16 protein-coding genes are annotated in these 15093 nt (G+C 44.0%); 9 read left to right on the plus strand and 7 right to left on the minus strand.

The annotated features are described in order from the left end of the window. Window positions 1–7: 7 nt before the first annotated feature. On the minus strand, window positions 8–1144 hold the full coding sequence (locus tag L3V36_RS19990) for an efflux RND transporter periplasmic adaptor subunit (protein WP_004731747.1): 1137 nt from the start codon (window positions 1142–1144) through the stop codon (window positions 8–10). 259 nt (window positions 1145–1403) lie between these two features. Between L3V36_RS19990 and L3V36_RS19995 the strand changes: the two genes are divergently transcribed. After that, the gene (locus L3V36_RS19995; protein WP_004731749.1) at window positions 1404–1847 is read left to right on the plus strand and encodes a cytidine/deoxycytidylate deaminase family protein; all 444 of its coding nucleotides are present in this window, start codon (window positions 1404–1406) and stop codon (window positions 1845–1847) included. Window positions 1848–1990: 143 nt separating this feature from the next. Here L3V36_RS19995 and L3V36_RS20000 read toward each other — a convergent pair whose 3' ends face one another. The 3 genes from L3V36_RS20000 to pepT all read right to left on the minus strand — a co-directional run bounded on the left by L3V36_RS20000 (window position 1991) and on the right by pepT (window position 5019). Beyond that, entirely contained in the window at window positions 1991–2833 is an 843-nt protein-coding gene (locus L3V36_RS20000; protein WP_004731751.1) for a mechanosensitive ion channel family protein, read from the minus strand. Between the two features lie 409 nt (window positions 2834–3242). Beyond that, window positions 3243–3710 carry a DM13 domain-containing protein gene (locus L3V36_RS20005; protein WP_108092060.1) on the minus strand — a complete coding sequence of 156 codons (468 nt, stop codon included), beginning with the start codon at window positions 3708–3710 and terminating at the stop codon, window positions 3243–3245. A gap of 76 nt (window positions 3711–3786) precedes the next feature. Beyond that, window positions 3787–5019, minus strand: a complete 1233-nt coding sequence (pepT, locus tag L3V36_RS20010) for a peptidase T (protein ID WP_108092061.1) — start codon at window positions 5017–5019, stop codon at window positions 3787–3789. A gap of 349 nt (window positions 5020–5368) precedes the next feature. Between pepT and L3V36_RS20015 the strand changes: the two genes are divergently transcribed. The 3 genes from L3V36_RS20015 (at window position 5369) to L3V36_RS20025 (ending at window position 7860) form a co-directional block, all read left to right on the plus strand. Beyond that, complete coding sequence (locus L3V36_RS20015; RefSeq protein ID WP_004731758.1) at window positions 5369–5515, plus strand: hypothetical protein; 147 nt, start codon at window positions 5369–5371, stop codon at window positions 5513–5515. Between the two features lie 350 nt (window positions 5516–5865). Continuing rightward, on the plus strand, window positions 5866–6918 hold the full coding sequence (locus L3V36_RS20020) for an aldo/keto reductase (RefSeq protein ID WP_102556812.1): 1053 nt from the start codon (window positions 5866–5868) through the stop codon (window positions 6916–6918). Between the two features lie 207 nt (window positions 6919–7125). After that, a complete protein-coding gene (locus L3V36_RS20025) occupies window positions 7126–7860 on the plus strand; it encodes an RNA methyltransferase (protein ID WP_017099786.1) in 735 nt (244 codons plus the stop codon). A gap of 272 nt (window positions 7861–8132) precedes the next feature. On the opposite strand, the gene fdxA is transcribed toward L3V36_RS20025, so the two are convergent. After that, on the minus strand, window positions 8133–8456 hold the full coding sequence (fdxA, locus tag L3V36_RS20030) for a ferredoxin FdxA (protein ID WP_004731764.1): 324 nt from the start codon (window positions 8454–8456) through the stop codon (window positions 8133–8135). 254 nt (window positions 8457–8710) lie between these two features. Between fdxA and L3V36_RS20035 the strand changes: the two genes are divergently transcribed. Beyond that, window positions 8711–10342 carry an NAD(P)/FAD-dependent oxidoreductase gene (locus tag L3V36_RS20035; RefSeq protein ID WP_017077435.1) on the plus strand — a complete coding sequence of 544 codons (1632 nt, stop codon included), beginning with the start codon at window positions 8711–8713 and terminating at the stop codon, window positions 10340–10342. A gap of 92 nt (window positions 10343–10434) precedes the next feature. Here L3V36_RS20035 and bluB read toward each other — a convergent pair whose 3' ends face one another. Then, window positions 10435–11103 carry a 5,6-dimethylbenzimidazole synthase gene (gene bluB / locus L3V36_RS20040; RefSeq protein WP_017096089.1) on the minus strand — a complete coding sequence of 223 codons (669 nt, stop codon included), beginning with the start codon at window positions 11101–11103 and terminating at the stop codon, window positions 10435–10437. A 167-nt stretch (window positions 11104–11270) separates the two neighbouring features. On the opposite strand from bluB, the gene L3V36_RS20045 reads away from it, so the two are divergent. The 3 genes from L3V36_RS20045 to L3V36_RS20055 all read left to right on the plus strand — a co-directional run bounded on the left by L3V36_RS20045 (window position 11271) and on the right by L3V36_RS20055 (window position 13713). Further along, complete coding sequence (locus L3V36_RS20045; protein ID WP_010431064.1) at window positions 11271–12467, plus strand: DEAD/DEAH box helicase; 1197 nt, start codon at window positions 11271–11273, stop codon at window positions 12465–12467. Between the two features lie 133 nt (window positions 12468–12600). Beyond that, window positions 12601–13005: a DUF296 domain-containing protein gene (locus L3V36_RS20050; RefSeq protein ID WP_102456103.1), complete on the plus strand. Its 405-nt coding sequence runs from the start codon at window positions 12601–12603 to the stop codon at window positions 13003–13005. An 84-nt stretch (window positions 13006–13089) separates the two neighbouring features. Continuing rightward, window positions 13090–13713 (plus strand): 3'-5' exonuclease, encoded by a 624-nt coding sequence (locus tag L3V36_RS20055; protein ID WP_004731776.1) that lies wholly within the window; start codon window positions 13090–13092, stop codon window positions 13711–13713. A 57-nt stretch (window positions 13714–13770) separates the two neighbouring features. On the opposite strand, the gene L3V36_RS20060 is transcribed toward L3V36_RS20055, so the two are convergent. Next, the gene (locus L3V36_RS20060) at window positions 13771–14607 is read right to left on the minus strand and encodes a DUF6279 family lipoprotein (RefSeq protein WP_208775357.1); all 837 of its coding nucleotides are present in this window, start codon (window positions 14605–14607) and stop codon (window positions 13771–13773) included. Between the two features lie 302 nt (window positions 14608–14909). Between L3V36_RS20060 and L3V36_RS20065 the strand changes: the two genes are divergently transcribed. Beyond that, entirely contained in the window at window positions 14910–15083 is a 174-nt protein-coding gene (locus tag L3V36_RS20065) for a hypothetical protein (RefSeq protein ID WP_017077429.1), read from the plus strand. Window positions 15084–15093 lie beyond the last annotated feature (10 nt).

A 15093-nucleotide genomic window follows, 5' to 3' on the forward strand; every position in this document is an offset into this window, starting at 1 on the left:
AGCCCCCTTACTCAGCTTGTTCAGCAGAAGCTTGAATACGAACGGACATACCATTACGTACACGCTGTAGGCCTTGAGTGATCACCGCGTCGTCTTTCTCTAATCCAGATTGAACAATCACGCCACCTTCAACTTGTCGCCCCATCTCAATATTTCTACGCTCAGCAACGGGTTCGGCTTCGCCTTCAACCAGTACCATTACAAAGTCACCTTCTAGGTCGGTTTGAACTGCACGGCGCGGAATAGTCACAACATCAATAGGTTGTTTCTCACGCAGATCAACACGAACGTGTTGACCAGGAAGCAGTTGCTGATTCGGGTTATCGGCAATCGCACGCATCGCGATCGTACCTGTATTGAGGTTGATACGGTTGCCCAAGAAATCAAGCTGACCTAGATGTTCAAACGCTTCACCATTCTCAAGTATGATCTGAACTTCAACACCCGCAGAATCGCTGCTGCCGTCGCCTTCAATGCGATCCATCCCTAACTCAATACGCTCACGCTCACTGATACTGAACGACGCATGAATTGGGTCTAGGCTAACCAACGTAGTTAATACACCTGAAGACGGCGAAACCAGATCACCAGTGCTCACTTTGGTGTCGCTGATTCTTCCAGAAAAAGGCGCGGTTATTTGGGTATGAGAAAGCTGAACATTGGCTGCGTTTAACTGAGCATGGCTAGCTTCAAGTTGCGCTTGAGAGCCTAATAAGTTTGCCGTCAACGCATCGAATTCCGATTGAGAAATGCTGCCCTTCGGGAGAAGGTTTTTACCACGGTTAAAATCAAGTTCAGCTTTTTTAAGGTTCGCATTCGCTTGAGCTACAGAGGCTTTTGCACTTGCAACTTCAGCTTCAAACGAAGATGGCTCGATTGAGTAAAGCAATTGACCCTTTTCGACCATTTGACCTTCATTGAAATGACGGCTTTGTAGATAGCCTGAAACCTGCGCGGTGATAGCCGTGTCTTCAACGGCTTCAATACGACCGATGTACGACTTACTTTGCTGGTGAGAAACAACGCTAACATCCTGTACAGCTACGAGAGGTAGAGGCGCTTGCTTGGCATTTTGAGCATCTTGCCCACACCCAGCAAGAATAAGAGAGCTTGCAAGAGCCGTAAGGATCAACTTTTTACGCATGGTTATACCGTCACTTATTAGTATTTGAACAGCATAAAATTTACGTAACACACTCGTCACCATTGTCCGAGGAATATCAATTATAACTAGCCAAAGTGTATCAATATGTTAATTGAAACCAAGTGCTTATAAAGTGGTTACAAACGCGTTACAATTCCTAAGTAAATCAACCTCTCAGCTTTTGTTCTCTATGGATATTGTCTAACATAATGTATGGTCAGACAGATAAGCATTCACATTTAATTGTTAAGGAATTCTCATGATTTCAAAATGGGCTAAACGTTTCTATCAAATGGCGGAATTGGTCGGTTCTTGGAGTAAAGATCCTTCAACTCAAGTCGGCGCCGTAATCACTAAGCACAACCGTATTGTTTCCGTTGGTTTTAATGGCTACCCACATGGCGTGTCTGATAGTGCGGATACTGATGACAGAGAAATGAAGTACCTCAAGACGCTTCACGCTGAAGAAAATGCAATCTTGTTTGCTAAACGTGATTTAGACAGTTGTGAAGTTTGGGTGACTCACTTCCCTTGTCCGAACTGTGCAGCAAAAATCATCCAAACTGGGATTTCAGCGGTACATTGCCCAGAGCAAAGTGAAGACTTCCTTTCTCGTTGGGGAGATAAGATCAAGATAAGCCAAGATATGTTTGAGCAAGCTGGTGTGGAAGTAGACTGGCTACCACTCGCTGACCTAGACTGATATCGAAGCTGAATTTCAGATATAGAAAAGCCGAGAGTCGATCTTATCGCTCTCGGCTTTCTTTTACTTTCAGAGCCTTACGTTTCGAACATGAAATACGTAAACAACATAAAGCGTTAGTTAGGATTAAGCGTTAATTGGGGTCAAACGCTAGTTGGAAAGGCCTCTGCGTACGCTTCCATAAAGTCTTTACGAATATCTTGCTCAAGATGAATCGCTTTTTCGGTCGGACAGAAGATCATAAAGTGCACTTCTTGCTCACCCGTCGAACTGCTCGTGATATGGATATGAGGCTCAGATCCCGGAAGGTCAACGCCAGCGTGTTTTTCGATCACACCGTTATAACGGCGCGCGACATCGATAAACTCTTCACAATGCTCTTCAATTTTAACAATAAGGCCCGGCACCATTGGATATAGGTTAACGAAGTCTTTTACCGTCACAAAAAAGTTATGATAAACGTAGCGCTTCATGAAATTAAGGTTCTTGACCGGGTAAGTGAAGAACATGCTATTGGGCAGCGTAGCGGTCTTACCTGTGAAATGGTATTGCCCGTGATATAGGTCGATTTCCTGAATCACAGTCGCCATCAAGTTGTGCTCAATCACCTCGCCGCTGATTTTGCCTACTTCGATCCAGTCACCAATTCTAAATGAACGAGAGCTTGCGCGTTGAATCGACCCCGTAAAACACAAGATGATCTCTTTTGAAGCTACCACGATTGCAACAGCAATGGCGGTGACCGACAGTGCAAATTCGCTGATTTCAGATTTCCACAGCACAAATAAAGTGACCATAATAATGGCAAACGTACCGTTCTTGGTACGTGACATCCAGTTACGTTGATCTTCACTGAGAAAAGCGACATCACCACGGATTCGAGACAGAGTGATTCGTCGGATAATTAATATAATGCAGATGATCAGCACACTAAAAATAAACTTATTAGCGAGTAAGAAATCGATCACTTGCCACAACTTTTCCATTACGTATTCCTTTGTATTACAACAATTAAGCTTTATAACGACGAGCTTTACAGCGACTGACTCAACCCAAAAAACGCATTATAAAAAAGCGCTCAAAAATAGAGCGCTCCTTTTCATGATTAATTCAGCTATTAGGGCGTGTTGACCTTTCGCGGTTAAATTTTGTTCGAAATAAAAGCGTTTTAATCGCGGCGAGGGGGAAGTAGCCTAGTCATTCTAAGCAAATCCCCCTCAACAAAGAGTAAAACGCTTTTAGTCGAACCCTTCGGGCAGCGTTTGCTGGTCATTCCTACTACGTTATCGGCTTCTCATGTAGGCTAGCTACACATCGAAGTCTCTGCCTTGTATAAATACCCAGCAACTCGCTGCAAAAATCAGCTCGAAAGATCAACACGCCCTAGTAAGGCTATCATTTTATCTTGGCAGAAGTAATAAATTGACCAAAAGTTTCACACCAAATCACAACCGTATTAAATCGATTAAGATCAGTACCTTCAGGCAGCTCAACCATAAATCGGTCGAATGTTTTCACATCTCCGACTCGAAGTAGTTCGCTCTTGCTGTCATTGAATGCCTGCTCGGTTTCAATAAATTTAGGTGATAGGTAAACTTTATAATCAGGCCCCGGTGCCAGTTCACCTTCAAAAGCTATCGCACTTTCAGACACAGAAACGGTCCCTTCTCCCCAATGCAAAAAGTCACTGTCTTGTCGGTCTTTAGTGAACTCGCCTGTGTAGATAGCCTGCTGACTGATCGCTTCAACAGAACTTGAGGAAGGAGAATCAGGCTCAATCAAGATAGGTAGTGCATAGACACCAAGCCCAAAACCAAAAGCACCCACGGCTAAGTGGGTGCAAAGTAAAACTAACTTTTTCATCGCGTACTCCTTTATGCTTAAAGAGAGTATTATTGAATACTCTTAAAAATACAAAGAGATATAACGCTTTGATATCCTATTTTTGGTAATGATTCGCCGTACGCTGAGACAATTCGACAATCACTTTTACCGCTTGCTCCATGCCTTGAATGGTAATGAACTCATGAATACCGTGGAAGTTATAACCGCCAGTGAAGATATTCGGACATGGTAGCCCCATGAAAGATAAGCGAGCGCCGTCTGTACCGCCTCGGATCGGTTTGATCATTGGCTCAACATCGCACTCGATCATCGCTTGCTTCGCTAATTCAATAATATGTTGATGCGGTTCAACCATCTCTTTCATATTGAAGTAGCTATCGGTTAGCACCAGCTCAACACGGCCTTTCTCAAGACGCTCATTCAGCTCATCCACTTTCTGTTGCATGAATGCCTTACGCGCTTCTACACCCTCACGTTCAAAATCACGGATGATATAACCCAGTTCAGAGCGCGCTACACCCATTTCAGCTGATTTCAGGTGGTAGAAACCTTCATAACCTTCTGTGCACTCGGGTGTTTCTTGCGTTGGCATCATCAATTGGAATTGCGCCGCGATGTTCATCGAGTTCACCATTTTACCTTTTGCGGTACCTGGGTGAACATTCACGCCATGACAGATAACATCGGCGCTCGTGGCATTAAAGTTCTCAAATTCCAACTCCCCTACCGGGCCACCATCAATGGTATACGCCCATTCGGCACCAAACTTCTTAACATCAAACAAGTTAGCACCACGGCCGATCTCTTCGTCTGGCGTGAAGCCAATACAAATATCGCCATGTTTAACGTCTGGGTTCGCTTTGAGGTAAGCAATCGCACTGATGATTTCAGCGATGCCCGCCTTATTATCAGCCCCAAGCAGAGTCGTACCGTCAGTCGTAATAAGGTCATGGCCATGCAAGGTATCAAGATCTGGGTATTGGCTTGGATTCAGGCATTCACCGCTTGCACCTAATTCTATCGTTCCACCTTGATAATCTTTAATCAGCTGTGGTTTCACGTTCGCACCGGAAGCATCAGGAGCGGTATCCATATGTGCGACAAAGCCAATGGCAGGCACATCGTAATCGACATTCGACGGCAGTTTCGCCATCAAATAGCCATTTTCATCTAAAGAGACATCAGCTAACTCTAATGCGATCAATTCTGATTTTAAGGCTTCAGCAAATGTTATTTGACCCGGTGAACTTGGGCACTGCTGATTAGAAGGATCGGATTTAGTATCAAAAGTAACGTAATTCAGAAAACGTTCTACAAGCTTTTCCATAATTCATCTCACCATGGATTAAGTAATTGATTTACTGACTTTATTATTCATATAGATAAGCGAGGCATTGTTAAATAAATACGTACGCAGAGTCAGTAGCGAGGTTTTTCATCTTACGCCCCTGACCATCTATGTAATTGCTCTACATCATTATTGTGCGAAATTAGACGAGCTTCCTATACTTGAAATCAGAGGGCTTCGTCAGTTCAACATTGCATACGGATGATAAGAGATCGCTTTGTACGCATTCTACGCCCTCCACTCTCAGCCTATAAAAAGTACAAAGTGGATGATGATCACCCTTTATCCTTGATGCAGAATCTGTCATACGTTACACGGAGACACAGTTATGACGATTAATAAATATTTCATTTTATCTCCTCAAGCCTCTGAGGAAACGCTTCAGCCAGCATTAACTGAGAAAGAAGTTCAAAGGCAGGAAGCTCTAAGACAGGCGCAATCTCAAGGTGGGTTTGACACCAACGCGACCTCGTAACTTAATCAATACTCAGAACATATTTATAGAACCCCTAATAAAAGAGCTCTACTTCTCTATGATGTAGAGCTCTTTTGTCTTTGACTCTTCTTCTCTCTTTCTATGATGTCCTATTCAGGCGTCAAACCCATTCACGTTTTGTGACTCCCCTGCTTTATATCTATAGCTCCACGACTATGCGGCTAGCTCATTCGCTACGTTGAGAAATGACTTATTAAACTTCCCTCAGCCATACCTTGTCGTGTCATTTTGTGCTAATAATTTATATTCGTTTTCATTCCTCACTCGCTCTCTTTTCAAAAACTCTAATGCGAGTACCAGAGAACTTAACCACAGGAATCCCGAATTCAATGGAATATTCAAAACTAGGAAGTAGTCAAATTCCCGTTTCCCGCATCTGTCTTGGCAGCATGACTTGGGGGTTGCAAAATACGCAGCAGCAAGCCGACCAACAGATCGAATACGCACTAAGCCAAGGTATTAACTTCATCGATACTGCAGAAATGTACGCGGTTCCGCCTTCTCCAGAGACCTACGGCAAAACAGAAGCGATCATTGGTAACTGGCTATCGCGCCACCCGCAGCGCCGCCAAGAACTGATCATAGCGAGTAAGATTGCAGGCCCAGGCCTTCCTTGGGTTCGAGATGGTGGTCCTATAACGGGTGAAGCCGTAATCGAAGCGGTTGATGCGTCATTAAAACGTCTACAGACTGATTATATCGACCTATATCAACTGCATTGGCCAAATCGAAATACACCTCACTTTGGAAAACAGTTCCCAAATCAAATTCGCTTCAGTGATATCGACCGGAAGCAGCATGAAGGGGAAATGTTGGGGATCCTTCAAGCCCTAGCGAGCTGCGTTAAAGCAGGAAAAATCCGTCATGTTGGTTTGTCTGATGACACTACTTGGGGTATCAACACCTATCTCAAGCTGAGCGAAAAACACGATTTGCCACGCATGGTCTCGATTCAGAATGAATTCAGCCTACTGCACGCAAAAGACTGGCCGTATCTGATTGAGAACTGTGTGCATGAAGATGTCGCTTACCTGCCTTGGTCACCGTTATCTGGAGGAATGCTCAGTGGAAAATACATTGATGGTGCAAGACCGGAAGGCAGCCGCTGGACATACATGCAGCGTAAGGGCATTTTCCGCGACACCGAATCTGCCAATGAAGCGGTAAAAGGATATGCAGAAGTCGCGAACACTCATGGATTTACGCCGAGCCAGCTTGCATTAGCATGGTGTAATCAAGTCGATGGTGTTACCTCATCCATCATTGGAGCGACGACAATGGAACAGCTGAAAGAAAACGTAGCCGCTTTCAGCAAGCCTCTATCAGAAGAGATACTCACTGATATCAACACAGTGTTTAAGCGCTATCCTGTTCCATATTAAGCGGTCAGTTCACCCGGCCTTCTCTGTTCGTCTAGCTTGTTCAGCTTAATCTTTGGTAAGTAAATCTCATAAGAGCGCGCTATTTAGTGCGCTTTTCTTTTTTAAGTGGGTCGCTTTTGCTTTTTATGTGGATCGCATTGAGCTATCACGCTTTTGGTTCTCCAACCTTTGCTCTATAATGCGCGGGCTTATATCTAGGATAAAAACATGATTTCAAAAAACCAATTAAAACTCCTTCGTGCTTTGGGCCAAAAGAAACAACGTAAAGCCCACGGCCTGTTTCTAGTTCAAGGTGAAAAGAACGTTCTTGAGCTGTTCAATAGTGACTTAGTCGTGAAGAACGTCTTTGCTACCGCTGATTTCTTATCTGAAAATCACGCTTCACTGTTTGAGTTTGATTGTGTTGAAGCTTCACTGGATGACCTCACCAAAGCAAGTACTTTGGTCAGCAACAATGCAGCGATTGCTGTCGTTGAGATCCCAACATTTGAACTGCCAAAAGCCACTGGGCTGATGATTGCACTAGATGGCGTTTCAGACCCGGGCAACCTAGGTACGATTATTCGTGTAGCAGACTGGTATGGCATTAAGCATATCGTTGCGAGCAGCGATTGTGCAGACCCATACAACCCTAAGACCATCAGTGCAACTATGGGTAGCTTTGGCCGAGTACACGTAAGCCAAACAGACTTACCTGAATACTTAGAGCAAGCGAACCTACCGGTTTACGGTGCGTTCTTAGAAGGCGAAAGTGTTCATAAGACGGAGTTTACTGCCAACGGCATTTTGCTAATGGGTAGCGAGTCTCACGGTATTCGTGAACACGCGGCTAAATACGTAACGGATAAGATTACGATTCCTGCATTCGGTGGCGCGGAGTCTTTGAACGTAGCAATGGCGACAGGCATCATTCTCGACAACATGCGTCGTCAGCATAGCTAATCGATTCAAGAGTAAACTACGAAATAGAACTCGCGGATATGAAGAGCAAGATTCCCTATCTTGCTCGTCCCTCGCTGTAGGGAATGACGTAACTTAGAGATAGAGACAAAACCAACCACCAGCTCTCACGGCACAAAGCATCAAGTAGATTTTGAAATATAACGTGGCAAGTAGGTCAATAATTAACTGAATCATCAGCCGTCATCCTCAAGAAGGAGGGACGACTGAGTTGGGGATCTTTTTTGGGGGAAGGTTTATTTCAAGTAGCAGAATTACTTTTCTAGCATTGCCAACTTATCAGACACACCATTCCACTTTTCAGCTTCATCCATCGGTGCTTTTACTTCCGTTTGCACTGGCCAGATCTCGGCAAGCTCGGCATTCACTTCAATAAAGATCTTTTGATCTTCTGGCAGTTCATCTTCTTGGAAGATCGCTTGAGCATCACATTCAGGTACACATAAACCACAATCAATGCATTCGATTGGGTTGATTACCATGAAATTCGGGCCTTCATGGAACGCATCTGCGGGGCATACCGCCACACAGTCTGTGTATTTACATTGAATACAGTTATCGCCTACGACAAATGCCATGATGCTCTGCTCTATAAGTTAGTCAAAATTGAAGAATGGGGGATAATACTCATCCCAAGGCAAAATTCAACATCATACGACTCTAATATCGTGTCTATTTGCTCCATGTTTCCAAATTAGTATGACAGATAAATCAATTTCTCGTAAAATGCGCGCCATTGTGAGCTTATCGCTTCTTTCAACATCAGCGTTTTCATCAAACTCTGCGTTTAGAAGCGGTCTAGCTAAGACACCTATAAAAACGAGACATCGAAATGATACGTTTAACCGAAATTAAACTCCCACTAGACCATGAAGAGTCAGCCATTCAAGACGCTATTGAAGCAAAGCTTGGCATTAACGCTGATCAGGTACTTTCTTTTAATATCTTTAAACGTGGCTACGATGCTCGTAAGAAATCAAAAATCTTACTTATCTACACGCTTGATGTTCTCGTTGAAAACGAAGCTGAGTTGTTAGAACAATTCATCAGCGACCCACACGTAAAAGTGACTCCTGACATGGAGTACAAATTCGTGGCTAAAGCGGTTGAGAACCAAACTGAGCGCCCTGTCGTTATCGGCTTTGGCCCTTGTGGTTTGTTCGCAGGTCTAGTGCTTGCTCAAATGGGCTTCAATCCAATCATCGTTGAGCGTGGCAAAGAAGTTCGTGAACGTACGAAAGATACCTTTGGTTTCTGGCGTAAGCGCACACTGAACACTGAATCAAACGTACAGTTCGGTGAAGGTGGCGCAGGTACATTCTCTGACGGTAAGCTGTACAGCCAAGTTAAAGATCCAAAGCACTACGGCCGTAAAGTAATTGAAGAATTCGTTGCTGCAGGCGCACCAGAAGAAATTCTATACGTGAGTAAGCCGCACATAGGTACCTTTAAACTGGTTACCATGATCGAAAAGATGCGTGCTTCTATCATTGAGCTAGGTGGCGAAATCCGTTTCAGCACTCGCGTAGACGACGTTCACATGGAAGACGGTCAAATCACTGGCCTAACGCTTTCTAACGGTGAAGAGATTAAAACTCGTCACGTAGTACTGGCTGTTGGCCACAGTGCTCGTGATACGTTTGAAATGCTGCACGAACGTGGCGTTTACATGGAAGCTAAGCCTTTCTCTGTTGGTTTCCGTATCGAACATAAACAAGCGATGATCGATGAAGCTCGCTTCGGTAAGAACGCAGGCAACCCTATCCTAGGTGCTGCGGACTACAAACTCGTTCACCACTGTAAAAATGGCCGCACTGTATACAGCTTCTGTATGTGCCCGGGTGGTACTGTGGTTGCAGCGACTTCTGAAGAAGGCCGCGTAGTAACCAACGGCATGAGCCAATACTCTCGTGCAGAACGTAACGCAAACAGTGCTATCGTTGTGGGGATCGACCCTGAACGCGATTACCCAGGTGATGCACTAGCAGGTATCCGTTTACAGCGTGAATTAGAAAGTGCCGCTTATGTTCTAGGTGGCGAGAACTACGATGCCCCTGCACAGAAAATCGGTGACTTCCTAAAAGGTCGCGATCCAAGTGAAATCGGTGAAGTAAAACCATCATTCACACCGGGTATCCACCTAACTGATATTTCAAAAGCACTGCCTGATTTTGCTATCGAAGCAATTCGTGAAGCAATTCCAGCGTTCGAGAAGAAGATCAAAGGCTTCTCTACGCCAGACGGTCTATTAACAGGCGTTGAGACGCGTACGTCTTCTCCTGTATGTATCAAACGTGGCAAAGACTTCCAAAGCATCAACTTAAAGGGCTTCTTCCCTGCTGGTGAAGGTGCAGGCTATGCTGGTGGTATCCTATCTGCTGGTATCGATGGTATTAAGGCTGCAGAAGCACTAGCGATATCAATGGCAGAACAGAACCAAGCTGAGAAAATTGAGATCGCTTAATATCTCGGTTTAAAGCAAATATCAAAAAGGGCTCAATGAGCCCTTTTTTAGATCTTGATACTAGCCATCGAGATTAATGCTGGTAGATGCAATTACTCTTCGTTTGACTTGATTTGGTCTGAGTTCCACTTTCCTTGATGAATCGCTGAATTCACATCTCGTCTTGGTAACCAGCCCATGGTTTCTAGTTCGGGTTTATCTTTGAAGTGGTCAACGTAGCCGATACATAAATACGCCACGATATCGATGTTTTCTGGGATATCTAATGCGTCTCGCAATGTTGAGTCATGCAGGATACTCACCCAACCTAACCCTAGGTTTTCGGCTCTTGCTGCGAGCCATAGGTTTTGAACCGCACACACGGTGCTGTACAGATCCATCTCTTGCTTGATGGTTCTGCCTAACACGACCTTTCCGGTTCGATTACGGTCGCAAGTCACGCAGATTCCGATAGGTGATTCGACGATGCCTTCAAGCTTTAGACGCTTATACATCGCCTGTTTTTCATCGGTGAACATTTCCGCGGATTCGGCATGAGCCTGATTAAAACCGGTTTTGATTTGTTGCTTGGTTTCGATATCACGGACAACGACAAAATCCCAAGGTTGCATAAAACCGACACTGGGAGCATGGTGCGCTGCGGTTAGTACACGCATCAAAACGTCTTCTGGGATCTCATCAGGAAGAAACTGACCACGAACATCTCGGCGAGAAAAAATCGTTTTATATACTGCATCGCGTTCATTCGGCGTAATTTCCATACATCCCTGTCTTATCGTCGTCTTATTGAGTCAGTATTATCCAACTAAAGTGTCTATGTTACTAGCGGTACACAAGCAACATGGTAGAATGCCGCCATTAATCTTATCCTTGTATAAGATTGTTGAACCTTTCCATCGCTATTTAGCCAAATCATACCGAGAAACTTATGCCATTTTCCAAGCTTGGATTAAGCTCACCTATTGTTAAAGCCGTTGCAAAACAAGGCTATGAAAAGCCAACCTCTATTCAAGAAAAAGCAATTCCGATTGTGCTTTCTGGTAAGAACCTTATTGCTGCTGCACAAACAGGTACAGGTAAAACTGCGAGCTTTGTTCTCCCTATCTTAGAAATGCTAAGTAAAGGTGAAACACAACGTAAAAAACGCATTCGTGCTGTTATTCTGACACCAACTCGTGAGCTTGCGATTCAGGTTGAACAGAACATTACTAAGTACGCGAAATTCCTAAACCTGACATCATTAGCGATGTACGGTGGCGTGTCTTACCAACACCAGAAAGATCGTCTTATTGAAGGCGTTGACATTCTTGTGGCAACACCAGGTCGTTTGATCGATATGTACGGACAACGTGCCGTTCACTTTGATGAAGTTGAAGTTCTGGTTCTTGATGAAGCCGACCGCATGCTAGACATGGGTTTCATCGAAGACATCAACAAGATCATCGCGCGTTTGCCACAAAACATTCAAAACCTCTTGTTCTCAGCAACGCTATCAACGCCAGTTCGTGCGCTAGCGAAAAGCGCAATCAGTGAAGCAGAAGAGATTTCTATCGCCAAAACTGACGCTTCTAAAGCGAACATCGAACAATGGTTGGTGACCGTCGATAAAGACCGTAAGTCAGCACTATTAAGCCACATGATCACTGACGGTGAGTGGGATCAAGCGCTTATTTTTATCGAGACTAAGCACGGCGCGGCTAAATTGGTTGCTCAGCTTGAAAAGCGTGGCATCCAAGCGGAAGCTTTCCACAGTGGACGTAGCCAAGCGATTCGTGAAAAGATTCTGGCTGATTTCAAAAAAGGTCGCCTAAAATATCTAGTAGCGACAGGTGTTGCCGCTCGTGGTATCGATATCGACAACCTAAGCCGCGTAGTGAACTACGACATCCCATTCCCAGCGGACGACTATGTTCACCGTATTGGTCGTACAGGCCGTGCTGATGCGTCTGGCGAAGCGATCTCTTTCCTATCGAAAGACAACTTCAAGAACCTGTGCATTATCGAAAAACGTCTTGGTCACCTGATTGAGCGTCGCGTTGTTGAAGGTTTCGAACCACGCAAAGAAGTGCCAATCTCAGTATTGAACTTCGTTCCTAAGAAGAAAAGAGAACAACAACAAGACTAAGTAATTTCAGCGACAGAAAATGCAAAGTTGCATTAACCAAAAGAAAAGTCGCATTAGCCAAAACAAAAATAAGACGAAGCCCAATGTGGCTTCGTTTTGTTCTTTGAAATACAAATAAAACTGAGGCAATAAGATGATCACTCCTATCGCAACGAGATTAACCCGAGGCCAAGACCTAAAGCTTGAGCTCCAAAAGCTAGTGACAGCGCACAATATCTCAGCGGGCTCTATCGCGTCTTGTGTCGGGTGTGTTTCTCAACTCAATATTCGTCTGGCTAATGCAAACAACACCAAGCTAATCACAGCTCCGTTCGAAATTGTGTCGCTTATGGCAACGCTAACCCCAAACCACCAGCATGTTCATATATCGGTTGCTGATAAAAATGGCGATGTGATTGGTGGGCATTTGCTTGAAGGGACGATTATCGCAACCACCGCTGAATTGATTGTTCACCGTTACGATACTTTGACCTTCAACAGAGAGCATGACGATTCAACGGGTTACACTGAGCTCACTGTCAGTAGCAACACGCAATAGAACAACAACACGCAATAGATCGCCCCGTAGCAACACTAAGCGCCCCATATAAAGCGATACAACCAAATAGTATTAGGAAACACGATGGCTCCAAACTCCGCAGACTCCGTTATCGTTCTCGATTTCGAAACCACAGGCTTATCGCCAAACATGGGTGACCGAGCGATTGAAATCGGTGCGGTTAAATTAGTTAACGGCGAAGTCGTCGACACCTTCCAGCAGCTCATGAATCCAGGGTTTCGTGTTAGTGGGTTCATTGAAAGCTATACCGGAATCAGTAACCGTATGTTAAGCACTGCGGCCAGTTGCAGTGAAGTGATGGATGAGTTTGCAGACTTTATCCAAGGCAGCCAACTTGTTGCTCACAATGCGTCGTTTGATAAGCGCTTTCTCGATGCGGAATTAGACTTTATTGGCCGAGATTACACAGGCAAGTTCGCTTGCTCAATGTTGATTGCTCGTCGTCTAATCCAAGACGCACCGACTCATAAGTTAGGCGACCTTGTGCGTTTTAAAAATATCGACAACGACGGTACTTTCCACAGAGCGTTAGCCGATTCAGAAATGACAGCACGGTTATGGTTATTGATGATTGATGAACTGCAAAGTGATCACGGTATTCAACAGCCGAGCTTTCAATTGATGCAAAAAATATCTAAGACAGCTAAAGGCTCGATTCCAAAGCTGCTGATGAGTAACAGAGGCTAACTCTCTGCATTCGGTTTAGGGTTTGTCAGAAGGCTAGTAGCAAACAGTCACTCTACCCTACTCCTGCAGTGACACTAACGTCGTCTTGAGGCTCTCTAACTCATTCATGAAATAAGACCATTGCTTATCACTACTCGCTGCGGCGATATCCACCAAGAATTTCGCTGATGTCTGCATATTCTTATCAAGCTTAGACTCCAGTTCTTGCGGATAATAAGCTTCATTGTTCAAAAGTAAGTTCATAATAATTGGCTGCGCAATATGTAGATCACTCTTCTTTTTCATGAGTGTCGTTAGGTCTCGATACGTATTATTTTGATATTGTCGCCAGCTGTCGTTAGTATTTACCCACTCTTGAGACCACGTCAAAATAATCGTTTTTTGCTCTTTCGATACCGACCCAAGCCATCGCTCTAACCGATCTTCAATTCGACTTCGATAACGTTCTCTCGAATCTTCATCATTCAATGATAATCTTTCTTCGTAATATTCTTGCTGCTTTTCCCTAAAGTTCTTTAAGAATTCGTTATCTTGCTCTGGGGTAAGCTGCATACTTAACGCGTAAATATCTGGAGCGAACTTATTAACGATCGAGCGAATATGATTTTTAGTTTGTTCACTTTGATCAATGATAAAAGCAGAATTCATATCAGAACGGTCTAGATTTTGAATCGCTTGCAGTTGCGACATATACAGCGGAAGTTGGGTTTCTTTGTGCCATTGCTGTAATAAGTCGAGGCGCTCTTCGAGCTCTGCTTCTTGACTGTTGGATAGAGAAACAAAATCTTCAATATAGCTAACCGCAAACCAGCTTATATTGTTGTAGGCAAATTTAGTCCCGCAACCAGCGAATACAAAACAGACTAATAAGACTAACCATCGACACTTTCTCATTTAACCCTCTCACGATATTCAGCAAATCCACAATCCATTAACTCACCCTTTTAAGGTTAGCTCTAGTTCTTATAACGCTCGTTCTAGCTCTTATAAAAGTAGCCTTAATAAGCAGTGGCTGTAAAAACTTTGAGATAAATTGAGACTCAGACTTGCTAATCTAGCTATTTCGGCAAATGATTAAACTAAAAATAATTAATGGCAGTGATGTAACTTGATTTTTATTGCTCATTTGATGTAAACGAAACCTATAAACGAATGGTTTATTTATTTTCAAATGATTAATATTTGGGAGGTAAGCTATGGCCGCTACTCCTCATTATACAAGCGAGTTAGAGTACGAGCTTTGTTATTTTGACGATGGAAGACTAACCACAATTACGATATCCGCTAATAATCGACAGGAAGCGATGACTTGGTATCTTAGCGAAGGAAGACATATCAACGATTTCTATTCGATCAGACCTGATGAATAAACGTTTGATG

This window comes from Vibrio sp. G-C-1, from assembly GCF_021728015.1.
Taxonomy (GTDB): domain Bacteria; phylum Pseudomonadota; class Gammaproteobacteria; order Enterobacterales; family Vibrionaceae; genus Vibrio; species Vibrio splendidus.